This window comes from Chryseobacterium sp. ERMR1:04 (assembly GCF_001297705.1).
Lineage (GTDB): Bacteria > Bacteroidota > Bacteroidia > Flavobacteriales > Weeksellaceae > Chryseobacterium.
On the sequence record NZ_LIRF01000010.1, the window covers coordinates 192,828 to 214,055 of the forward strand.

At 32.8% G+C, this 21,228-nt stretch carries 22 protein-coding genes and 1 riboswitch; of the genes, 8 read left to right on the forward strand and 14 right to left on the reverse strand.

Annotation, left to right across the window (positions count from 1 at the left end):
* Positions 1-56 precede the first annotated feature (56 nt).
* Genes AMQ68_RS24340 through AMQ68_RS24355 form a run of 4 tightly spaced genes read left to right on the forward strand, consistent with a single transcriptional unit; the run spans position 57 to position 3,386 of the window.
* On the forward strand, positions 57-803 hold the full coding sequence (locus tag AMQ68_RS24340; RefSeq protein ID WP_054513198.1) for a tetratricopeptide repeat protein: 747 nt from the start codon (positions 57-59) through the stop codon (positions 801-803).
* Positions 803-2,539, forward strand: coding sequence for a BatD family protein (locus AMQ68_RS24345; RefSeq protein WP_054513199.1), 1,737 nt, complete (start codon positions 803-805; stop codon positions 2,537-2,539). The genes AMQ68_RS24340 and AMQ68_RS24345 overlap by 1 nt, the downstream gene beginning before the upstream one ends.
* A 44-nt stretch (positions 2,540-2,583) precedes the next feature.
* Positions 2,584-3,186, forward strand: coding sequence for a MarC family protein (locus AMQ68_RS24350; RefSeq protein WP_054513200.1), 603 nt, complete (start codon positions 2,584-2,586; stop codon positions 3,184-3,186).
* A 5-nt stretch (positions 3,187-3,191) separates the two neighbouring features.
* Positions 3,192-3,386: a hypothetical protein gene (locus tag AMQ68_RS24355; RefSeq protein WP_054513201.1), complete on the forward strand. Its 195-nt coding sequence runs from the start codon at positions 3,192-3,194 to the stop codon at positions 3,384-3,386.
* A gap of 106 nt (positions 3,387-3,492) precedes the next feature.
* Here AMQ68_RS24355 and AMQ68_RS24360 read toward each other — a convergent pair whose 3' ends face one another.
* The 9 genes from AMQ68_RS24360 to AMQ68_RS24400 all read right to left on the reverse strand — a co-directional run bounded on the left by AMQ68_RS24360 (position 3,493) and on the right by AMQ68_RS24400 (position 11,992).
* Positions 3,493-4,467: a chorismate-binding protein gene (locus tag AMQ68_RS24360; RefSeq protein WP_054513202.1), complete on the reverse strand. Its 975-nt coding sequence runs from the start codon at positions 4,465-4,467 to the stop codon at positions 3,493-3,495.
* Between the two features lie 24 nt (positions 4,468-4,491).
* The gene (locus AMQ68_RS24365; RefSeq protein ID WP_054513203.1) at positions 4,492-5,280 is read right to left on the reverse strand and encodes a hypothetical protein; all 789 of its coding nucleotides are present in this window, start codon (positions 5,278-5,280) and stop codon (positions 4,492-4,494) included.
* A 118-nt stretch (positions 5,281-5,398) separates the two neighbouring features.
* Positions 5,399-6,502: an RNA polymerase sigma factor gene (locus AMQ68_RS24370; RefSeq protein WP_160318013.1), complete on the reverse strand. Its 1,104-nt coding sequence runs from the start codon at positions 6,500-6,502 to the stop codon at positions 5,399-5,401.
* A 13-nt stretch (positions 6,503-6,515) separates the two neighbouring features.
* Positions 6,516-7,508, reverse strand: a complete 993-nt coding sequence (locus tag AMQ68_RS24375) for a hypothetical protein (RefSeq protein WP_054513205.1) — start codon at positions 7,506-7,508, stop codon at positions 6,516-6,518.
* A gap of 187 nt (positions 7,509-7,695) precedes the next feature.
* Positions 7,696-8,127 carry a PaaI family thioesterase gene (locus AMQ68_RS24380; protein ID WP_054513206.1) on the reverse strand — a complete coding sequence of 144 codons (432 nt, stop codon included), beginning with the start codon at positions 8,125-8,127 and terminating at the stop codon, positions 7,696-7,698.
* 195 nt (positions 8,128-8,322) lie between these two features.
* Entirely contained in the window at positions 8,323-8,919 is a 597-nt protein-coding gene (locus tag AMQ68_RS24385) for a 1-acyl-sn-glycerol-3-phosphate acyltransferase (protein ID WP_054513207.1), read from the reverse strand.
* Positions 8,920-9,310: 391 nt separating this feature from the next.
* The gene (locus tag AMQ68_RS24390) at positions 9,311-9,796 is read right to left on the reverse strand and encodes a TlpA disulfide reductase family protein (RefSeq protein WP_054513208.1); all 486 of its coding nucleotides are present in this window, start codon (positions 9,794-9,796) and stop codon (positions 9,311-9,313) included.
* Between the two features lie 125 nt (positions 9,797-9,921).
* Complete coding sequence (locus AMQ68_RS24395) at positions 9,922-11,652, reverse strand: PspC domain-containing protein (RefSeq protein ID WP_054513209.1); 1,731 nt, start codon at positions 11,650-11,652, stop codon at positions 9,922-9,924.
* 10 nt (positions 11,653-11,662) lie between these two features.
* Positions 11,663-11,992, reverse strand: a complete 330-nt coding sequence (locus AMQ68_RS24400) for a PadR family transcriptional regulator (protein ID WP_054513210.1) — start codon at positions 11,990-11,992, stop codon at positions 11,663-11,665.
* A 283-nt stretch (positions 11,993-12,275) separates the two neighbouring features.
* Between AMQ68_RS24400 and AMQ68_RS24405 the strand changes: the two genes are divergently transcribed.
* Together AMQ68_RS24405 and AMQ68_RS24410 are read left to right on the forward strand one after the other, a co-directional pair.
* Entirely contained in the window at positions 12,276-12,968 is a 693-nt protein-coding gene (locus AMQ68_RS24405; RefSeq protein ID WP_054513211.1) for a hypothetical protein, read from the forward strand.
* A 4-nt stretch (positions 12,969-12,972) separates the two neighbouring features.
* Positions 12,973-13,566, forward strand: a complete 594-nt coding sequence (locus AMQ68_RS24410; protein WP_054513212.1) for an HD family hydrolase — start codon at positions 12,973-12,975, stop codon at positions 13,564-13,566.
* A gap of 36 nt (positions 13,567-13,602) precedes the next feature.
* Here the strand turns inward: AMQ68_RS24410 and AMQ68_RS24415 are convergent, their stop codons facing one another.
* The 3 genes from AMQ68_RS24415 to AMQ68_RS24425 all read right to left on the reverse strand — a co-directional run bounded on the left by AMQ68_RS24415 (position 13,603) and on the right by AMQ68_RS24425 (position 15,847).
* Positions 13,603-13,986, reverse strand: coding sequence for an acyl-CoA thioesterase (locus tag AMQ68_RS24415; RefSeq protein ID WP_054513213.1), 384 nt, complete (start codon positions 13,984-13,986; stop codon positions 13,603-13,605).
* 113 nt (positions 13,987-14,099) lie between these two features.
* Positions 14,100-14,279: riboswitch (cobalamin riboswitch) on the reverse strand.
* A gap of 74 nt (positions 14,280-14,353) precedes the next feature.
* Positions 14,354-15,154: a hypothetical protein gene (locus AMQ68_RS24420; protein ID WP_054513214.1), complete on the reverse strand. Its 801-nt coding sequence runs from the start codon at positions 15,152-15,154 to the stop codon at positions 14,354-14,356.
* Between the two features lie 30 nt (positions 15,155-15,184).
* Positions 15,185-15,847 carry an ATP-binding cassette domain-containing protein gene (locus tag AMQ68_RS24425; RefSeq protein WP_054513215.1) on the reverse strand — a complete coding sequence of 221 codons (663 nt, stop codon included), beginning with the start codon at positions 15,845-15,847 and terminating at the stop codon, positions 15,185-15,187.
* 481 nt (positions 15,848-16,328) lie between these two features.
* Here AMQ68_RS24425 and mddA point away from each other — a divergent pair, with 481 nt between their 5' ends.
* Positions 16,329-17,075, forward strand: coding sequence for a methanethiol S-methyltransferase (gene mddA, locus AMQ68_RS24435; RefSeq protein WP_054513217.1), 747 nt, complete (start codon positions 16,329-16,331; stop codon positions 17,073-17,075).
* 59 nt (positions 17,076-17,134) lie between these two features.
* Here mddA and AMQ68_RS24440 read toward each other — a convergent pair whose 3' ends face one another.
* Entirely contained in the window at positions 17,135-17,632 is a 498-nt protein-coding gene (locus AMQ68_RS24440) for a YcxB family protein (RefSeq protein WP_054513218.1), read from the reverse strand.
* An 11-nt stretch (positions 17,633-17,643) separates the two neighbouring features.
* Positions 17,644-19,791 (reverse strand): DNA mismatch repair protein MutS, encoded by a 2,148-nt coding sequence (locus AMQ68_RS24445; protein WP_054513219.1) that lies wholly within the window; start codon positions 19,789-19,791, stop codon positions 17,644-17,646.
* A 901-nt stretch (positions 19,792-20,692) separates the two neighbouring features.
* On the opposite strand from AMQ68_RS24445, the gene AMQ68_RS24450 reads away from it, so the two are divergent.
* Complete coding sequence (locus AMQ68_RS24450) at positions 20,693-21,202, forward strand: GNAT family N-acetyltransferase (RefSeq protein WP_054513220.1); 510 nt, start codon at positions 20,693-20,695, stop codon at positions 21,200-21,202.
* Positions 21,203-21,228: the final 26 nt, after the last annotated feature.

The following is a 21,228-nucleotide window of genomic DNA, read 5'->3' on the forward strand; positions in this document are numbered from 1 at the left end:
AACTTTAACAATTAAGACTCTGTTTATTAACATATAAAGGGATAATTTTGCAAGTAATGAATACTAAAATCTTTTTTTTATCGTTTATAATTGCTTTTTCATTTTCTGGCTTCTTATTCGGGCAGGAAAGCTATAAGACATTGGTCTATGAGGGCAATCAGAAATTTAACGGTAAAGATTATGATAAAGCGTCTTCTAAGTATATGGAAGCCTTAAAATCTAATGAAAAAGATTTTACGGCACATTATAATTTGGGAAATGCGCTGTATAAAAATAAAAAATATGACGAGGCAAAAGCTGAGTTTGAAAAAGCACAGAAACTTTCTCAGACCATTCCCGATAAAGCGGCGGCTCTTCATAATTTAGGAAATACTTATATGCAGATGAAAGAGCCCGAAAAGGCAGCAGATTATTATAAGCAATCCTTAAAACAAGACCCTTACAATGAGGCAACAAGAAAAAATTATGGAATTGCTAAGTTGAAGGAAAAAGAAAACGAACAAAAGAAAGACCAGCAAAATAAGTCAGGTAAAGGCGGTGGCGGTAAAGACCAACAGAAAAATGATGATCAAAAAGGCGATACTAAAGATCAAAAACAAGATCAAGGGAAAGGCCAACAGAATCAAGGGGAAAGTCAGCAGGGAAATACTCCGGACAAGAACCAAAATAAAGAAGGTAAAATACCGAAAGATCTTGAAAACGCAATATTAGATAAAGTAAGCGATAAAGAGAAAGAAACTGCCAAAAGAATTTTAAACAAAAATTCTTATTCGATGCCTGAAAGCAACGAGAAAGATTGGTGATGCAACAAAAAATTATTTACATATTATTTATCCTTTCCTCCGTAATTTCTTACGGACAGGTGAGTATTAATGTAAATCCGGATAAAAATGATTATTCGGGAAAAGATGTGATAAACCTTACGATCGTTCTGGAAATGAATGGGAGTGAATATAATCAGCAAACCCCAATTCGTCTACCGGATCTATCTAAATTTAATATTATTGGGTCTGGATCTGTAAACAATACCTATGTAGATCCTGCCACCAATACAGTGATCACACAAAGGGTTTCTCAGCTTGCGCTTGAGCCTAAACAAAAAGGTAAAATTAAGATCGGTTCCGTTCTGGTAACCGTCAATAATAAAATTTATAAAACAGAACCTTTCGATATTGTAGTAAAAGATGTCGAAAAGAGATCTGTTGCCAATGCTTCTAATGAGGTTTATTTGAATATGGAGATCGACGATAAGGATATTTATCAGGATCAACCGACTGTCGCTGTTCTAAAGGCCTATTCTAAGAATATGGATAACTTTAGAAAAGTGAAAAATATTCATCTTCCTCAGCAGGATAATATCAATGTGCATCCTATCAGCTTTGCTAAATCAGAAATTGATCCATCATCTAGTTATGGAAATATGGCTTCACAAGTGTTAGCAGTATTTATGGTATTCCCGAACGCGGCCGGATATGTTGAGGTTCCTGCTGTTTCAGCGTCTTTGAGTAGCTATTCCAACAAGAATAAAATTATCTCCAACAGAGTTAAGCTTAATGTAAGAAAGCTTCCGGAAGGGTCACCAGAATGCTTCAAGAATGCAGTTGGAAACTTCAATGTAAGTATCTATAATGCTTCGAAAGAAAAAGTGGAGATCAAGAAACCCATCAATGTAGTCGTAAAAGTTACAGGAGAAGGTAATTTATCTGACATGGAACTTCCAAAAATTGCAGAATCTCCGGATTATGAAATTTTTGCACCTAAAATTACTTCGGCAGTTGCTCCAGGAACTACTGGGATTAAAGGGGAAATTTTAGCGAGTTATATTCTAATTCCAAAAAAGGCAGGCGATATCAATGTTAAAACAGAACAATTCGCTTTCTTCAATCCAGCGAATAAAGAATATGTTGATCTAGGGCAGGAAACATTGGCATTGAATGCCTTTTCTCATGACCAGATTATGGAGTCTAAAACAACTGTTGAGAAGGTAAATGAATACACCAATAACTTTTTGGAAACCGTAAATACTCCGGTTTTAAAGACGACCTCATTTAAAGTGAAAGAAAAAGGTAAGTTCCATTGGAATATCCTTTTAACCAATACGGCGATCTTGCTGGCACTGTTTATTGCTTATCTTTTATTTAAGACTTGGCAAAAAAAGCGTACATTAGTTAAAGAAACTGTACCTTCAAAATCTTTAGGTTCTGTAGCAGAAACTGAAAATGAAATAAGAGAAAGTCTAAAAACTGATATTAATGATTATTTCAGTTATTTAGAAAATCTTAAAGATAATGAAGATTATCAGAAGTTTTTTCAAACGATAGATGAGATGGATGCGGAAGTGAGAAATCAGTATTTCCAAAGCTCAGCGGAAGATTTCAGAAGATTTCTAGAGAGTTATAAGGGATCTGCTATGGCGGAGGAATACAGAAATCTTTCCCAAAAGATTCAGATGGAGAAATATGCTCCGGTAAAATCTCCTGAAGGAATGGATGAACTTTTGAAAGCAATTGTTAATTTGTATTCACAGATTAGCAAATAATCAATATTTTTTCATATTTTTGCGAAATTTTTAATTACAAAAAGATGGAAGTTTTCAATGATTTTTCTATAAAAGAGATCGTTACCTGTTTTATGGTTCTTTTCGCTGTAATCGATATTATCGGTTCTGTTCCCATTGTTGTAAGCTTGCAACAGAAATTCGGACAAATTGAAGCCGGTAAAGCTTCGATCACTGCTGGGGTTATTATGATCGTCTTTTTATTTGTAGGAAACAAGATTCTAAAACTAATCGGGGTAGACGTTAACTCTTTTGCAATCGCCGGTGCATTTGTGATTTTTATCATAGCGCTGGAAATGATTTTGGGGATAGAAATCAATAAAACAACGGAGGCAAAGGCTGCATCTATTGTTCCCATTGCTTTTCCTTTGGTAGCAGGAGCCGGAACTTTAACAACTACGTTATCGCTTAGAGCTGAATTTCATGATATTAATATTATTTTGGGAATCGTTCTCAATACAATTTTCGTATATTTGGTGCTGAAATCTGCAAAATGGTTGGAACGAAGAATGGGAGAGGCTACTTTGTCTATCTTACAGAAAGTTTTCGGGATCATTCTTTTAGCGATTTCAATTAAATTATTTACCGCAAACTTTGCACAATTGGTGCAGAATTATATAAATTTTTAAGAATCATGCAGAAGTTTTATAAAGTATTTTTAGTACTGTTCGTAGTGTTTATCGCAGTTAATCTTTATGCTCTAGACTGGCAATCAGAAGTTTTATCTGAAGATAATCTAAAGTTTGTTTTTTCAATTGCCTCTGCGGTAATTGGGCTTGTTTTACTCTTTGTTTTGGATACTTGGAGTAGAATTGGAGTAAAGAAATAATCTTTAAACCATTAAAATATATCAACTCTTTCATCAATTGAAAGAGTTTTTTTTGTTTCCGATTGTATATTTTTATGGTTTAGGCTCTTGAAGGCACTGTTGTAATCTAAGAAATAACCAGATTCTTCAAAACGGCTTCAGACTTTAATTCTGTTTCAATCCATTCTTTTTCAGGATTGCTTTGGGCTGTGATTCCACCTCCCACAAAGAGATGAACAGAATTCTGATATAATTTTGCACAACGAAGATTAACGAAAAATTGAATGCTTTCTTCCGTTTCAATTTTGATATAACCAGCATAGAATTCGCGGGGGAATTTTTCGATTTTTTGAATATTCTCTTTACAAAAATCTTTCGGAATACCACAAACGGCCGGAGTAGGATGCAATTCCTGAATAAGGCTATCGAGATCTTCAGCTTGTATTTTTGCTTTAAAATCGGTTCTTAAATGTTTAATATTTCCTGAAATATGATCGTGAGTTTTTGATTCTTCAACTTCGCTCAACGTGACATATCTTGCTAAAATATTTCTAATATAAGAGGAAACAGGCTTTTGTTCTTCAATTTCTTTGTCAGACCACTCTTCTGAGACAGGTAGCGTACCCGCCAGGCTCATGGTTTCAAATTCATGAGTCATCTTGTTGAATTTTCCTAAGACCTCCGAAAAAGCGCCCATCCAGGCGTCTTCTCCGTTATTGAAAATGTACCTGAAAGCATTCGGGTAGATTTGGCATAAATTTTTAAAACTTTCTTTTAAATCAATTTGATTAAAATCATTAAAAATTTTCCTTCTAGAAAGAACTAATTTTGGAAGTTCATTTTCATTAATAACTTGAATAACCTCTTCTAGTTTCTGTAAATATTCATCTTTGGTTTCGGCAACGAAATTACTTTTATCTTCCGGTAAAGAATTATTAGTAATCACTTCCTGATCAAATTTTTCCTGATCTATTTCAATCGTATTTCCATCAAAATTAATTTGCCTTAGTCCGTCAAAAGAGTGAAATTGAATTAAATTTTTATCTGCTTTTTTATCTGTTGAATACAGTTTTTCGTCAAAAGGAAATTTGAAATAAATCATGGGTTGAATACTTTTCGAAAATCATTACTTTGAAATCATATAAGAAATTCCTAAGTTGATTTTTCTTTCTGCAAAGGTATTATTAGTCTTAAAAATGTCAAAATCAAATGACGAGTTTTTTAAAGAAACATTCTTCATTTGATACTGTTGATACTCTAAAGACAATAAAAATCGTTTTAGCAATCGATATTGAACACCAAAGGAGAATCCATAATTGTTTTGAGTGGTTTTAAAATCATCCAATTTATCTAAAACGTTATTTTCAGGAACTAGAAATTGCATTTTATAGATGTTCCTATTTACTATAAATCCAACAAACGGACGAATGTTTTTCCATTCATAGAATACTTTTAACTGAAGGACATATTCAAAATGTTTATTATTAAATTTTTGAAAAAGCAAAGGCTGATGATCTTCCGTAAAGTAAAATCCGTTCAGATAGGTGTCTTCTTTGTTGCCATCCAAATCAAATGTAGAATTCCAATAGTAAACATTCGCAGAAAGCATCAAAGATAATCTTGGAGTGATTATACTTTTTGAGACCCAAGCTCCCATATTTTCTCCAAACTGTTGTTTATTGTTAGAGAGTTCTCTTGCCCATTGGCTGTTTTTCAACCCAATTCCCATCTCCACACCATATTGAAAATGGGTGTTAATTTGTTCTTGTTTTTTTTGATCGATGCTATTATTGGTAGGATTTTCTTTGCTGATCTCTTTAATTTCTTTTTCAAGAATACTCAATTGGGGAAGAGAAATATCGTTTAATTTTGATTTTATTGATTTTTCTAAATAAATGGTATCATATACAATCACTTTTTCGTAAACATAAACGGTGTCAGTTTCTCTTTTTTTGAGCCTGCAAAAAGGGCAATAGAATGATTGAAAAAAGGAAGAAGAGTTTTTTGAGAAACATGTTTTTTGGTTATTAATTTTATCTTTCTATAAAGATGGTATCCCTTTGGATAATTTTTTTGACAACAATTACTTTTTTTGGAGTTTCAGCAGCTGAATCTTTAATGGTGAGCTTCTTTGATTTTTCTTTAGCATCGATACTTTTTTCTTTAGTAATTAATTGAGATTCCTGAGTTGTTGCCTCGATGGGATGTTGATTTAAAGTATCAATTTTATTAATGGAGTTATCATTAGATTCTACATTTGCGTTGTCTGGTTGGAATTTTTCTTCTGTTGTTTTATTTTTATTTTCTGAAATTTGATCAGATATAATTTCAGTTTTTTCCTGTTTAAAAAGATGGTTTTGAGGTTTTACTATAAAAATATAACCTATAATAATGACTAAAATCGTAGAACTTACAATAACCTTCTTTTTCCATGCTTGATTTGAAACCGAGGGAAAGGTATCTATATTTTCACTTTCCGGAATTTCAAATGTTTTTGTAGGAGTGATATTGAAATCTGAAAATTTACTTTTGAAAGTCTGTGCCCATAACAATTCTCCAAATCCAAAAAAAACAAGCAGTTGAACAGTCTTCTTTTTATTCTTCGGACTATCTTGATTTACATGACTCAGCAAATAATTCTGAATAGATTTTTTTGCTCTTAACAAATGAGATTTTGAGGTATTTACATTGATGCCAAGCGTTGTTGAGATCTCCGCATGAGAGTAATTTTCAATATAGTATAAATTGAAAACAGATTTATGATGAGAAGGCAGATTATCAATAGATGAAAGAAGCTCTTCTCTTGTGAAATCGTATATGAAAATATGTTTTTCTTCTGAAATAGGATCACTCATTTCTGAAAGTATATCTGGAATTTCCGAAATCTCGGTTGAAATGAAAATTTCGTTACTGTTTTTTCGAATGTACTGCAAAGCGTTATTCACCACAATTTTTTTTAACCAAGCAAAGAGTAGCTTTTCATCTCTAAGCTGATGTTTGTTTTGCATCGCTGCAATGAAACTGTCTTGAACAATATCTTCCGCCGTGTAAATATCCTGTATATACCTACGGCAAATCCCCAAGAGTTTTGGGGAATAGTTGCTGTATATTTTTTGCCAATTTGTTGAGCTATGCATGTTTTTAGATTGCTTAGTTCTGGACAACATCAATGCAATGGAGTCCGTTGCCAAAAGAGTAGGGAGGCATGAAACTCTGTATTTCTACATTGTTGATGAAGACTTTCTGCTCTCCGTTATCATTATATCTAATCATGTAGATATTTTGATCGAGAACTTTCATTTCCTGTATTAAATTATACTGTGGATCTGTTATTAAAACCTCCGAGCCATTTTTATAATATTTATTCTTTGACTGTAGATAAACATCATTGTTGTCCAAGATAATTTTGTCTATAGCTCCTACAGAGGGGCTTAGTATTGGTGTCTGGATATTGGATAATAAATTTCTATAAAAAAGAGTAGCGCCAGTACCATATAAATAGAGATTGGAATTATTAGAGGCAATCCCGTTACGATAAGTGTAATTTGTATTTAAAGGATAAAAAGTAGTATTTATAAAATAGCCGAAGTTGGTGACTCCATTTATTTTTTTATGAGCAGAAACATATACTTTAGAATCATGAACTGTTATAGAGCCAGAATCATTTTGGGTAAACTCATTTGTAAAAAGAATTGTTTTTACTCCATTTTTCCAATAGCAGAATTCAAATCTTTGTGAAGGAGTGGCAGGGTTTAGATTTGTTGCTTGTCCTAATAAATAAATATCTCCATTTTTAACATAAAAATCAAAAATCTGTGGAACATTAGTTACTGGGACATTCAAATATTGATCAAGATCGAATCTTATACCGTCTTTCCAGAATGTCTGATAATTCATAGGTACTGTAGGAATTCTTCCTGCAATATAGACATGGTTGTTTTCTGCAATTATTTTTCGAGGAATATAAACACTGGGAGGGAGATTGGTTTTTTGTCCGTTTTTCCAATAACAAGATTGATTGTTTTCTCTACCGGCAATATACACATCGTATGAAGCTACAGTTTTTTCTAATTCTTCAGTATTATTTTCTCTACAGGAAAAAATAAATGTAAGTAAAAATAAAAATGATAATAATGTTTTCATAGTCTTTTTCTTATAAGATGTGAAAAAAGAAAAAGGTTGCAGTTATTAGTTGAAAATATTCTTTAAGATACTATTTTAATTTGAAACGATACAAATTTGTTAAAAGATGCAAAAAAATAAAAAGGTTGCAGCAAGGATATAAAAAAAGACTCAATTTTTTTGAGTCTTATATTTTTATGTCAAACAATTACTTGTTGATAATGTTGTTGGTCATGGTGGTGTGATTAATCAATTGGCCTTTTTCATCCCGAATCTCAATTTCTGAAACATGCATTGTTCTTCCTTTTCTGATGAATCTTGCAACTGCAGTTACAATTCCGTCTTTTTTACTTCTTAAGTGGTTGGAATTAATATTGGTTCCCACCCCGTAATATTTAGTACCATCAATAAAGATATTAGATAGGCTAGACCCCATTGTTTCTGCTAACACACAACTTGCGCCGCCATGTAAAATTCCAAAGGGTTGGTGTACTTTTGGTTGAACGGGCATTGTGGCTGTTAGGGTCTCATTTTCCAGATCGATGTCGATGAATTTTATTTCTAATGTTTTAGCTAAAGTAATATCGTTGCCCCAACTGTTTAAAAACTGTAGTGTTTCTTCTTTTGTCTTGCTTTTCATGATGATAAGTAATAGATAATTGGTAATGAGTAATTTTGCTTCTAGCTTCTAGCTTCTAGCTTCTAGCTTCTAGCTTCTAGCTTCTAGCTTCTAGCTTCTAGCTTCTAGCTTCTAGCTTCTAGCTTCTAGCTTCTAGCTTCTAGCTTCTAGCTTCTAGCTTCTAGCTTCTAGCTTCTAGCTTCTAGCTTCTAGCTTCTAGCTTCTAGCTTCTGAATCATTTCCCATGATATTTGGATTCCAGTTTTCAGGGATTTTGGGTCCGATGTCATTTTTGATATAGTAATCCTGAATTTCTTTCATTATTTCTGAAAAGGGAACGCTTGCTAATCTTTCATAAGGAATGGTGTATCCCAAATAAACAATATTTCTTTTAAAATCTCCTGCTGCCAATACCAAAGGAACTTTTGCCGCCAAAGCCATATGGTAAAAACCTTTTCTCCATTTCGGAACCCAGCTTCTTGTACCTTCTGGGGTGATAACAAGGCTGAAATCTTCTTTTTTAAATTGGTTGGCAACAAAATTCACAAGATCATTTTTCTGACTTCTGTCGATTCCAATTCCACCTAAACCTCTTACGATACTACCATACCAAGCTTTTGTATGGGCATCTTTAATGATGATTTTTATAGGTTTACCCAATGACCAATAAGCAAGATTTCCTAATAAATATTCCATATTGTGGGTGTGAGGTGCTACAACAAGAATACATCTGTTCAGACTGTTTACATCACCTTGTAAAACGACCTTCCAACCTAGGATTTTTAGCATTAATTTGCCAATCAGCTTTTTCATATACTTTGAATTAAAAACAAAAAAGTATAACCTATTGAGGTTATACTTTACAAATATATTGAAATATTATCGCTCTTAAAACAAACCGCTGATTAAATCTACGATTTTCATTACAATTTCTAGTGCTACTTGTACCATTTGTAAGTGCTTTTGATTTGGGTTATTATTTGTTTACGAAGATAAGATAATTTCTTGATATGCAGAGGGTAAATTTAGTTTTTTTATTCTTTTTGAGAGAAGAAGAGTGTGAATTTCAAACTGTTGTTCTCCATTCACACCTTCAGCCACTCTCTGCCGTTTATTATTTGGTTTTTATAGAAATTATGTTTTTGTTTTTACCCGAATGGTTTTCGCATTCGTTACTTTTCAATCGCCGAATTATTATATCGTTTTATTCTTTACCTGCATTGTCTATAAGGTCTAGAAGTTGTTTCTCGGTAACGGTTCCCATTATTTGTGAAACAAGTTCTCCTTTTTTATTATAAACTGCTGTTACGGGTCTCTGCGGAAAACTAATCGCTTTGCCTGCAAGCAGATAGGTAAATGTGTATTTGTTCTTTTTATTAAAAGCTTCTATGGTAGAGCTTTTTTCATCAGAGATCATTACAATATTTACTTTACTTGCTGCTTTAGCTTTCACTTTTTCGAATATTGGGAACTCTTCTCTACAAGGAGCGCACCAGGTGGCCCAGTAGTTAACAATTAAGGGTTTGTCCAATAATTCTGCTGCTTTTACCTGCTTGCCAGATAGATCATGGAGTTCTAAATTATCCAATGGAGTATTAGGAACTTCCATGTTAGCTTTAAAAATAAAAGCTCCTATGATGACAATTACTACACCTATCCCGTATCCTGTCCAAAATGATTTCTTGTTCATCGTATTAATTATTAAATGTGATAAGAAAGAATAGGTAAGTAATGATGGCTGCTGTGAAAACTCCTGCAAGCAATCCGAGAATAAAACTGATACTTTTTTTCATTGTGTGTGTTTTAAATATGTTTTTATTTAGTTTTTATAGAAACTTTGTTTTTTCCGTCGTTTATTTTGATGTCGATATCACCTTTCATCTTTTTGATGCTTGATTTCATAGAATCAATTACTTGATCAGCTTGGTTAGCCGGAACTTTTTTTCCGTTAATGATGATGCTGTCTTTATCATCAGAGTTGTATTCTATGGTAGAACCGTTTACAGAGATCTTATTTTTCTCGATTCTGATGTTTCCGTGATCATTATCATTATCGTCGTCATTTTGCTCATTATCATCAATTCCATCTCCGTTTAAATCTCCATTGAAGTCAATTCCATCTTTCTTTAAAGCAATGACTACTGTATTTTGAGGAATTACCAACTCATAATCAATATTATAGTTTCTAAATCTGTGTTCGTAAGGATATTTAATGTAATTAGGAAGAATAATTTTATTGTTAATAATCTCTACCGGAATATTTACATTAAGTGGAATATTGTATCCTTTTGCCTCCTTTTTAATAATTAAATAAGGCGTTTTAATATTTGCTTTTCTCGTTACATCAACATGTACCCAGTCTTTTTCGAAAACAGATACCTTGTCAGAATAAAGATCATTGTCATATCCTGTAAAGTTCTGTGGAATAGCAATTTGTTTAAGGTCTACAAATAAACTGTCTGAGGTGGTATTGATAGAAACTTCTTCTGTATCCTCTTTATTACCTTTCAAGAACATTTCTTTTTTAGCCATGCTAGCTCCGAAATAAGCTCCAAGCGCCATTAAAATAAGAAATAAAGCTCCTATCACCCAACCAATATTTCTTAATTTGGTTTTTGGAGAGAAAATTTTAATGCTTAACAAACTGAAGATAATCGCTGGAATTAATGATCCGATAATGATGATGGCAGATAATATTCTGTATAATCCGCTGTCACCGAAATAGAACTTCATTTCGTTAGCACCAGGGAAGTTAGAGTCCATTCCAAAAAGTCCGAACACTACAAACACTCCAATAATACTACTTACAGCTACTAAAGCAAAGAATCCACCCATTATATATTTAAATATATTCCAGATTCCGCTTCCTGCATTATTGATATAAGGTTTGTTTTCTATGTAGATTTCTCCGACTCTCTGTGTAGATTCGTTAGCAAACTGAACCAGCTTGTTAGATTCACTTTTAAGATTGTCGAAGTTCATAGGCTTTCCCTTCATTTTCAAAAAATCTGCTGCAGTTTCTGCTTTCGGTAAAACAATCCAAAGAATAATGTAAAGCAATGCTACTAAAGAAGAAGAAACTGCCTGTGTGAAAATTCCAAGAACGAAAATTCCTAACCAGATCGCTCTCATTGCAGTAATATCCATTCCTACATAATGAGCTAATCCTGCGCACACCCCTGCGATTTTTTGTCTTTCAGGATCACGGAACAATTGTTTTTTATCTGTATTATCAGAACTTGAAGTATTGGTTTTATTTGTATTTCTTTCAGAATAGTAAGCTTCTTCCTGTTCTTCGATCTTTTCCGGAGTTCCGATTTGGGCGATTACTCTTTCAACATCAGTATCATTTACAACCTCACGTTTTCCTAAAGAATCTCTGAAAATTTCAACCATTCTTATTTCTATGTCATGCATTACCTCATCTGCTTCTGAAGCGTCCAAAGAGCTTCTCAGTGCATTAAGATAATCGCTAAGCTTTATATATGCGTGTTCTTCAATGGTGAAAGAAAAACCTGCGAGTCCTATTGAGAGTGTCTTGTTCATAGCTTTGTTTTTAAATTTTTTGAGTGATTTGGTTTACAGAATCTGTTAATTCTTTCCAGGTATTTTGAAGTTCGTCCAAAAACAATTTGCCTTTTTCTGTTATTTGGTAATATTTTCTGGGTGGCCCTCCTGTAGATTCTTCCCATCGGTAGGAGAGAAACTCTCCGTTTTTTAATCTTGTTAGGAGAGGGTAGAGGGTTCCTTCTACTACATCCAGCTTTCCTTTTTTCAGTTCATCTATTAAATCGGAAACATACATTTCGCGAATATTGATGAGACTTAAAATACAGAATTCCAGAATTCCTTTTCGCATTTGCGCTTTGGTATTTTCGGTATTCATCTTTATATTAAGTTTTTTGAGTTAATATTTTCAGAATAAGTTCCTAGCTAGTTGAACCTATCTGAATTCTACATTACAAAGATATGTAATTAAAATGGTAATATGCAATACAAAGTAGTGTATTTTTTAATTTAAAATATTTAAAGTCCTGATAACTAGTTGTTTAATTTTTATTTGAAAATATAGATCTTAAAATAAAATGATTTTGGAATGCTATTTTTTATCTTTGTTCTAGATTTTTACAGGATAAAAAGGCTAATTTTTTTTAAAAACCAAACACGCTATGATGAATTATAATGTATTTTTAAAAGCTGTGGTTCTTTTAGGGCCTATGTATTTTGCTCAGCATCATTTTGAACTAAAAGATGCCTCTGAGAAATATAATGTTAGCATTAATGTTGAAACATGTGAGAAAGATGAATGTCAGGGAAAGGCAACTATTGAACTGATTGATAAAGCTACTTCCAGAAAGTTTCAGACGCTCACTTCCAATAATCTTAATTTTTATTTAAAGGAAGATCAGAAGCCAACGGCTAATATTATTCAGTTATATGATGAGCAGAGTCCTCTGATTTTTGATGATTTTAATTTTGATGGAAGCCAGGATGTTGCCATTAGAAATGGAAATGAAAGTGGCTATGGAGGCCCTTCTTATGATGTGTATGTGTTTAATTCAACAAAGAAGCAATTTGTGAAAAGTGAAGAATTAACAAATCTGGCCTATGAAAATCTGGGAATGTTTCAAACAGATCCAGAACGTAAGCGTTTGATTACCTATGCGAAATCTGGTTGCTGTTGGCATATTACGACAGAATATGCTGTGGTTCCGAAAAAAGGGTTGTTGAAAGTGTATGAAATGGAAGAAGATGCAACTGGCGGAGATGAAACGGTAAAAGTCACAAAAAGAGAATTGAAAAATAATAAATGGGTTGCTACAACCACAAAATATCCAATAAAAGAATATTATAAAGAGTAATAAAATGAAGATCCAGAAAGAAATCGATTTTATTTTAGCAGTTGATGCTTTAAAAAATGTACAGAGAAGAAATTATAATGCCGATGATTCCAGAAGAGAGAATACTGCTGAACATTCGTGGCAGATCGTTATTTTAGCTCAAATCCTTTTTCCTTATGCGAAAAACAGAGCAGATATTGATTTATTGAGAGTGATAAGAATGCTTTCTATTCACGATTTGGTAGAAATTGAAGCCGGTGATACTTTCTTGTTTGATGAAAAGGCAATGGTGGGGAAATTCGAAAGAGAAAAACAGTCTGCTCAAAACATTTTCGGAATTTTGGATGAACCATTACGTTCAGAGTTTTTTAATCTTTGGCTTGAGTTTGAAGAAGAGAAAACTCCCGATGCTATTTTTGCCTGTGCTATAGACCGTATGATTCCTTTCATCTTGAATTCTTATACCTCTGGAAAAAGCTGGACAGAAGCTGGCGTTACCGAAAACCAAGTGAGAAATATGCTTGAAAATGCAATTACTCGTGCTTCCGATGAAATGGGAGAAGCTTTTGAATTTTTAATGATTAAAAATTTAGAAACGGATAAAATTGTGAAATCATAAATAAAGTTTCGGCGGCCTTTGGCCGCCGAAACTTTATTAAAGTATTTGAATAGGCTTTTTAGATTCGTCAATCGCCACAAACGTAAAATCACCTACAATGGCTCTTTCTCTTTCGTAAGAATACATTTGCTCGGTGTAGATTTCTACATTTACTTTCATACTCGTTTTTCCAACGTAAGAAACTTTACCAATAAGTTCCACAATAGTTCCTGCAGGAATAGGTCTCTTAAAATCTATTTTGTCACTGCTTACCGTTACCACTCTTTTTCTTGCAAAACGGGTAGCGGTGATAAATGCCACTTCATCCATCAATTGCATCGCTGTACCTCCAAAAAGAGTATCATAATGATTGGTTGTATTAGGGAAAACGGCTTTAAAAATGCTGGTTTCGGATGCTTTAATTCTTTCTTCTGTAGTCATATTTCATTATTAATTAAAGCGAAAAGAAAGCATATTGGAACAAACAGAAGATCACAGGAATACAGAAATTCCTGAAACAGACCATTGATCAATAAACTTCAAATCGCGAAAGTTTTTGTCTTATAGAAATAGGCAGGTCTCCTGACTCGTAACATCTTCATCTCCTTCCCATGCCTCGCACAGTGGATTCTTAATAAAGACTTTAGTTACTTACAGTTGCGCGACAGTTCGTGATTTTCACACGATTCCCTTTTAATCTGCGGTTAAGCAGAACCAATTTCTGAAAAAGCCAAATGCCGTCAGCGGGAAGCCAAAAGCAAAATAACTTTTCGGTGCAAAAATAAGGATAATATGAAAACGAAACGAATTATTCCGGATTATTATAGATGATCTGGCTCATCACCTTGCCTTCTTTGATGGTCCAAAGCGTCGTGTAGCGGTTTTCTCCTGACCCATTAATCATATAAAGAAAGATATGATCATTGTCAATAGAAGTCACCCCAACGTTATTGAAATCCATCGTGGGTTGAAATAAATTCTTGATCGCTTCCCTTACAAAAACAGAACCTCTTCCGGGTTGTTGAACCCTGATAGATTTAATTTCCGTCACGCCTTCAGGAAGATCATTACCGATTCCCCAAGGTCTTACTTTATCGATGGTAAGAATTTTTCCGGCTGCATCTTTTTCCTTCTTGCGGTAGCTTGCATTAGAAGGGTAAACGTCTATAATGACCTTGCTTCTTTGGTTACCAGGTATTTTAGGATTAGTGTCATCCGTGAAAATAAGAGATTTTCCATTTTTAGATTTGGAAGGCGTATATTTTGGTAATTGATCAATGAAAGCAATACGGTCTTTATTCACCATTCCCTCTCTGTTAAGAGAGTCATACCTTACAAAAGGTTTTTCGGTGTCGTCTTTGTCTGGATATTTTATCCAGATCCATTCAGTTTCTCCTGGAGCAGGTTTTACGTACACAAAAACATCTCCTCTGCGCATACGGATCTTATCTACAATTTTTCGGTAATTATCTTTAGCAACACGTACCATTGCATAGCCTTCTTCAGCTTTTACAACACCAAAAGGAACTTTATTTTGCCCCTTCATCAGACTTAAAGAAAAAACACTGAAAACTGATAAATAAAATACTTTTTTTGAGGAAATCATCATGAAAAATTTTTGACTCCTCAAATATATAAATTAAATGCTTTTCGGGAGGTATTTAAATAATTGCAATTCCTTAATATCTTTTATTTGTCTTACATAAGTGTTGGAGATTAGATATATCTCATCTGAAATGTCTAGAACATCCTGATAATTATGATCTGAAATAATAAAGCCTTTTTGTTTTGAAATTTCTTTAATTATTTTTTTAAGCTCAGTAGCTATTTTTGGGGAAAGACTGTGAAAGGGCTCATCTAATAAAATAAACTCTGATTGAGAATGAATAATGAGCAACACTTCAATAATTCTTTGTTCACCAGTAGAAAGATTCTTGAATGTTTCGTTTAAAAAGGGTTGTATTAATTCTAAGTTGTGGAGTTTCTCACTATTTTCTTTATTGCAGAATAGATTGATGAGGTTTTTAATCTTACTGTTTTTTGGCAAAAATGAATATTGAGGAAGATAGGAGATTCTGTTTTTTCTGTCCCATTGATTTTTAAGAATGATCGTGTCGAATTTAATAAATTGAGTTTCCCCTTTTAATGTTCCGAAAATGATTTGAAATAAAGTAGATTTTCCGGCACCGTTACTTCCGAAAAGTCCAATGATTTTTCCTGTTTCGCAACCTAAGTAAACATCTTGTAGTATTTTTTTAGTTCCGAAGGTTTTTGTGATACTGTCAATATGTAGGGTACTCATAAATAAACGGATGTGAATTTTATAACGATGCTTGTTGACAAGGTTAATCCCCAAAGAAACATTCTTGAAAATCCGAAATTGGCGTAAAAGAGATATTCATTTTTAAGCCTTAATTCATAAATGAAAAAATGAAGCATTGGAAATAATAAAAGAAAGCATAATCCTAAATTTTCGAAATTTAAATCTGTTGCAAAAGCAATTAATAAAGAAAATAATAGGGTTGGAATTAAAATCTTCACATAGAATATTCCAAGGATTTTAGCATTTTTAAGCATGCTGTGAATTTACGGATAATTCTGATTACAATGATATTATGTAATTTTTTACGGTAAAAGTATAATACCCATTTAGTATTTTAAACTTAATTTTAAATGAAGCAGCAGTTTAGGGTTATGTAAATAATTACGAGCAATATAAACGAGTTGGTAATTAAAAAATAACGGACTGCTTTTAAACTAAAACCATCGTAAAACCTACAAGCATGATAAAGTCAATTACTTTTCTTTATGGATTATTTGCTTACCTCGTATTTCTTGTTGCTTTTCTGTATGCAATAGGATTTGTTGGCAATTTTGTTGTTCCAAAATCAATAGACTCTGGAACAGAAACTACTTTTACAGAATCACTGCTCGTCAATGTACTTTTGTTGAGCTTATTTGCACTTCAGCATAGCATAATGGCCAGACCCGCATTTAAAAAATGGTGGACCAATATTATTAACCCCGTAATTGAACGTAGTACGTATGTCTTATTAGCCAGTTTAGCGCTGTTATTAATGTATTGGCAATGGCAACCCATGCGATCCGTAGTCTGGGAAATTGAAAATGACGCTGCTGTTATGATTATACATGGCATTTATTTATTAGGATGGGTGATTGTATTGATTTCTACGTGTATCATTAATCATTTTGAATTGTTTGGATTGAGGCAGGTTATTCAAAATATGAGAAATAAAACCTTGCAACCGGCAGACACAAGCTTTAAAATTATTTATTTATACAAAATCGTAAGGCATCCGATTATGCTCGGTTTCTTAATTGCGTTTTGGGCAACGCCTGTAATGACGGTCGGGCATTTAGTTTTTACCTTAACGACAACTATTTATATTTTTATTGCGGTAAAATTTTTGGAAGAAAAAGATCTTAAGGATTTTTATGGAGAAGAATATCAAAGTTATCAAAAGAAAGTACCCATGCTGCTTCCGTTTATTGGAAAGAAAAGTACATAGGTTGTTGATAAAAGTACAAAACAAAAGCGAGTGTCAGTTTATTCGACACTCGCTTTTTATTAATCGTTTCTAAGTTTCGCTTTTACGTTATTATTTTTAACAATAGTTCGGAGCGTTGCAATTTCTTGTTTTGTGAAACCTTTTTTAGGAATTATACTTTTTGAATGAGAATTATAATATATTAAAAATAAATTTTTAAATTCTTGTATTTGATAGATTGATTTAATACTAAATTCACTTTCAAATGTACTTCCCTTTACATGAATTTTTTCATCTGAAAAAGTGTAAGTAATCTCCTCTTTAATATCTTTACTAGTTTTATAAATCTTTTTTAATTGGAAGTATTTAAAAGCATTTAAAAACACACAAACCAATATAATGAAAAATGATATCCAAAGGTTTTGTGAATCAGAATAGAAAATAATATTTGAAATAAACCCTAAAATACTAAAAAGGAGTAAAAAAATAAGTCCCAATACTAAAAATATATCTCCAAAAAGAATTTCTATATTAAGTTTCAGGTATTCTTTAAAAGTAAGCTTTGTTTTAATTACCATACTCAAATTGTTTAAATCCTCTCCAATTCCTCAGCGCTAATCGTTGTTTTAAAAGTTCCGTAATTCACGATCACTTTGTTTCTGGAGATCTTTTCTATCGTCCCGACACTTGTGCTTCCTGTGATACGAACACGCTGCCCAATTTTCATCCAAACAGCACGGTCAATTTGACGTTTCTCTTCTATTTTTTCGTTGGTTTCCGTTATTTTTTCAATAACATCTTCTTTTTTTAGTTGTTGGGTTATTTTTCTTTTTACAACCTGAAGTTTTTTTGTTTCGTCTTTATCAGCACCGATTTTCCTGAATTTTTCCTGTTCCAGAATTTTTACAAAATCTTTCACCACATCTTTTCGGGATCTCCCTTTTATGTAGCCATCGATAAAGGTTTCAATCTTATTTCCAAACTGCAGTTTACGATGTTCATCTTCATACAGCTTTTGGAAATTGAATAGTTTTTGTTGAAGCTGCTCATTCAGTCTTTGCAAATTATCGCGCTTATCTTCAACGGATTCTTTTCTTTCGGCAAGATCGGTTTTCAGTTTTTCAACCTCGAATTTTTCCTGCTGAAGTTTTACAATCGTTTTATCAAGATTCACAATATCATGTTCTACTTTTTTCTTCGCAGAATGAATGATAAACCTAGGGATTTTATTCTTCTCGGCAACTTCAAAAGTAAATGAACTTCCAGCTTGTCCAACTTCCAGTTTATACATTGGTTCCAGTGTTTCTTCATCAAAAAGCATCGCTGCATTTTCTGCATGAGAAAGCTCTTCTACAACCAATTTAATGTTAGTGTAGTGCGTTGTAATGATCGCAAAACTCTTCTTGTCATAGAAAAACTCTAAGAAACTTTCTGCCAAAGCACCTCCCAATTCAGGATCTGAACCCGTTCCGAATTCATCAATCAACAAAAGGGTATTGGCATCAGCTTCACGGATGATCCCGCCCATTTTCTTCAATCTTGATGAATAGGTGGAAAGATGGTTTTCAATAGATTGATTATCACCAATGTCAGTCATGATTTTATCAAAGAAAAACATTTCAGATCTTGGGTGAACAGGAACTAAAATTCCGCTCTGAATCATCAATTGAAGCAATCCTACTGTTTTCAGCGTGATGGATTTTCCTCCTGCATTCGGTCCGGAAATACAGATGATTCTGTTTTGATCCGTTAAAGATAATGTTTGAGAGAAAATAATTTTGTTCTCCGCTTTATTTCTTAACCAAAGCAATGGATGGAAAGCTTCTCTTAGCTTTAACGTTTTGTGACGGTTGATCTTTGGTAAAACACCGTTAATTAATTCTGCAAACTTAGATTTAGCTCTCGTAAGATCAAGATCAAAAATATAAGCCTGATATCTCCAAAGCTGAGGTTGATATTCTGCTAATTCAGCCGTAAGCTGCCTTAGAATCTTATCAATTTCCTTTTTTTCCTCTTCCTGATTTTCTTTAAGTTTGAAGTAATGTTTTACGACACTATCCGGTTGAATATACGTGATAGAACCTGTTTTTGAAAGTCCCAATACTCTGCCCGGAACTCTTTTCTTGTAAGCAGATTTTACCGCTAAAACCCTAATGTCTTCAATATTACTTTCTCGGATATCATCCAGAAAATCACTTTGCCCGTAATTGAACAATACACGGTTAAAATTTTCCTGAATCGCTTTTTTCGCATGCTGAATTTCCGTTCTCAATGTTTTTAAGATCGGTGAAGCTTCACTTTTTACTTCATCAAAACGGTTGAAAACTTTATCTACCTTATCAATAATTTCCTTCTTAAACTCCAATACAGAAGCGTCTGCCATTAAAGTAGGGAAAGTATCAGGCATGGTGGGGAAAAACTTTTGAAGTCTTCCTATTTGTTGGGTAATCGTTTTTATTTTGATGAAAGCTTTGTTTTCGAGACGGTAATTCTCGATCAGCATAAGTTGTAATTCGCTTTCAATATCTTCATATTCATCAAACGGAATCGCATTTGAACTTTCAAAACTCGATAAATATTCGGAAGTTTTTTTTAGTGAAAGTCCTGCCTCGTCAATTTCCATGGGACGAAGTTGAAGAATTTTGTCTCTCGTTTTCGGAGAATACGCAAATGGAGAGATTTCCGCGAGCAATTGCGGAAACTCTAATTCGTTTAAATCTTCTTTATTTATATACACAGTGCAAATTTAGTGAGAAAATGTGAATTTGATGATGTAGCATTTGAAAATGAGTTTCTTTACATTGTATTTAACCATAAAGTTTCAAAAATTTTTAACCACAAAAGAGTCAAAAGAATTACGCATTATTTAAGTTAATCATGAACTGTAAACAAGAACATATAAGTTTTAAAAAATCTTTGCATATTGAGCGGAGTCGAAATATTATTCTTTTGCAAGCTTATGTTTTCAAAATAGCTAAGCTTTAACTCGTTCAATAATAGCTTTTGACTCCGTCGAATCTTCGATTTGTGGTTAAATTGAAAGTTTACAAGTTCATTAATTATTTTGGTGATCCTCGGTAGTATCGTCTAAAATTAATTTTACAGCAAAATCTGCAAAGATTTTTTTCTTACTTATCATTTTAGAGTTCATAAGGATATTTCATTTAGTAAAAAACCATAGACTTTTCAGTGTTTTTTAAGTTTTGGCTGAAGCCGATTGATTTTTTGTTTTATTTGAACGGGGTTAAAACCCGTTCCTATTGATAAAGACGTGTTGTTTATTTAAAAATTAACCGCAATTGTAACAAAAGTTATTTAGATAGCTAACCATTATGTAATTTTTAGAAAGCTAAATTTTTCAAAAGATTAAAAATCAAAGATTTTTTAAAAACTTATGTGCTCTTCTTTGTAGTTTAATAATCAATTTAAAATACTAAAGTGTTAATCTTTTGCCTCTTTTGTGGTTAAATTTTTAATGAGTTAAAACAGACTTGATGTCAAATGTACTGTAAAGATGAAGACATTGATTTTTTGAAAATCTTTGACTTTCTTCTTATGGGAACTTCATTATTTTCAGTACTTTATTTTCTTAATGTTCTAATGTGCTTGTGAAAATATTTTTTTATTAAATTTGAAATATGAAAATAGAAACACAAAGATTAGTGTTAAAAGAAATCAACGAAAGTCATGTTGAAGATATTCTGAAAATTCGAGGTAATCCGATTACGAATAAATTTGTTGAAAGAGTATCTCCAAAAACGAATTACGATGCCTTGGAATTTATCTTAACAATCAAAAGAAAAACTGAAAGTAAGGAGACGGTTTACTGGGGAATTTCTTATAAAGATGAACCCAACCTGATAGGAACCATTTGTCTTGGGAAATTTACTGAGGATAGGAAAGAAGGAGAAGTAGGCTATGAATTATTACCTGACTATCACAGAAAAGGAATCATGTCTGAAGCCCTTGCTGCTGTTTTAGATTGTGGATTTAATACTTTAAATTTGCAGGAAATTCTAGCATTCACCAAAAAAAGTAACGAAAATTCAAAAGGCCTTCTTTTAAAGCACCATTTTGTGTTGCAAGAGGGGAGAATTGATGAAGGTTTTCCGGAGAATATTGTTTTTAGTTTGAAGAAAAACGTATAATTTTGTTGTTCTTTAAATAAACTAAT

Bases quoted from the DNA above. Each gene is read 5' to 3' on its own strand.
- AMQ68_RS24340 (WP_054513198.1), top strand. From the start codon at position 57: ATGAATACTAAAATCTTTTTTTTATCGTTTATAATTGCTTTTTCATTT.
- AMQ68_RS24345 (WP_054513199.1), top strand. From the start codon at position 803: ATGCAACAAAAAATTATTTACATATTATTTATCCTTTCCTCCGTAATT.
- AMQ68_RS24350 (WP_054513200.1), top strand. From the start codon at position 2,584: ATGGAAGTTTTCAATGATTTTTCTATAAAAGAGATCGTTACCTGTTTT.
- AMQ68_RS24355 (WP_054513201.1), top strand. From the start codon at position 3,192: ATGCAGAAGTTTTATAAAGTATTTTTAGTACTGTTCGTAGTGTTTATC.
- AMQ68_RS24360 (WP_054513202.1), bottom strand. From the start codon at position 4,467: ATGATTTATTTCAAATTTCCTTTTGACGAAAAACTGTATTCAACAGAT.
- AMQ68_RS24370 (WP_160318013.1), bottom strand. From the start codon at position 6,502: ATGCATAGCTCAACAAATTGGCAAAAAATATACAGCAACTATTCCCCA.
- AMQ68_RS24375 (WP_054513205.1), bottom strand. From the start codon at position 7,508: ATGAAAACATTATTATCATTTTTATTTTTACTTACATTTATTTTTTCC.
- AMQ68_RS24380 (WP_054513206.1), bottom strand. From the start codon at position 8,127: ATGAAAAGCAAGACAAAAGAAGAAACACTACAGTTTTTAAACAGTTGG.
- AMQ68_RS24385 (WP_054513207.1), bottom strand. From the start codon at position 8,919: ATGAAAAAGCTGATTGGCAAATTAATGCTAAAAATCCTAGGTTGGAAG.
- AMQ68_RS24390 (WP_054513208.1), bottom strand. From the start codon at position 9,796: ATGAACAAGAAATCATTTTGGACAGGATACGGGATAGGTGTAGTAATT.
- AMQ68_RS24395 (WP_054513209.1), bottom strand. From the start codon at position 11,652: ATGAACAAGACACTCTCAATAGGACTCGCAGGTTTTTCTTTCACCATT.
- AMQ68_RS24400 (WP_054513210.1), bottom strand. From the start codon at position 11,992: ATGAATACCGAAAATACCAAAGCGCAAATGCGAAAAGGAATTCTGGAA.
- AMQ68_RS24405 (WP_054513211.1), top strand. From the start codon at position 12,276: ATGATGAATTATAATGTATTTTTAAAAGCTGTGGTTCTTTTAGGGCCT.
- AMQ68_RS24410 (WP_054513212.1), top strand. From the start codon at position 12,973: ATGAAGATCCAGAAAGAAATCGATTTTATTTTAGCAGTTGATGCTTTA.
- AMQ68_RS24415 (WP_054513213.1), bottom strand. From the start codon at position 13,986: ATGACTACAGAAGAAAGAATTAAAGCATCCGAAACCAGCATTTTTAAA.
- AMQ68_RS24420 (WP_054513214.1), bottom strand. From the start codon at position 15,154: ATGATGATTTCCTCAAAAAAAGTATTTTATTTATCAGTTTTCAGTGTT.
- AMQ68_RS24425 (WP_054513215.1), bottom strand. From the start codon at position 15,847: ATGAGTACCCTACATATTGACAGTATCACAAAAACCTTCGGAACTAAA.
- mddA (WP_054513217.1), top strand. From the start codon at position 16,329: ATGATAAAGTCAATTACTTTTCTTTATGGATTATTTGCTTACCTCGTA.
- AMQ68_RS24440 (WP_054513218.1), bottom strand. From the start codon at position 17,632: ATGGTAATTAAAACAAAGCTTACTTTTAAAGAATACCTGAAACTTAAT.
- AMQ68_RS24450 (WP_054513220.1), top strand. From the start codon at position 20,693: ATGAAAATAGAAACACAAAGATTAGTGTTAAAAGAAATCAACGAAAGT.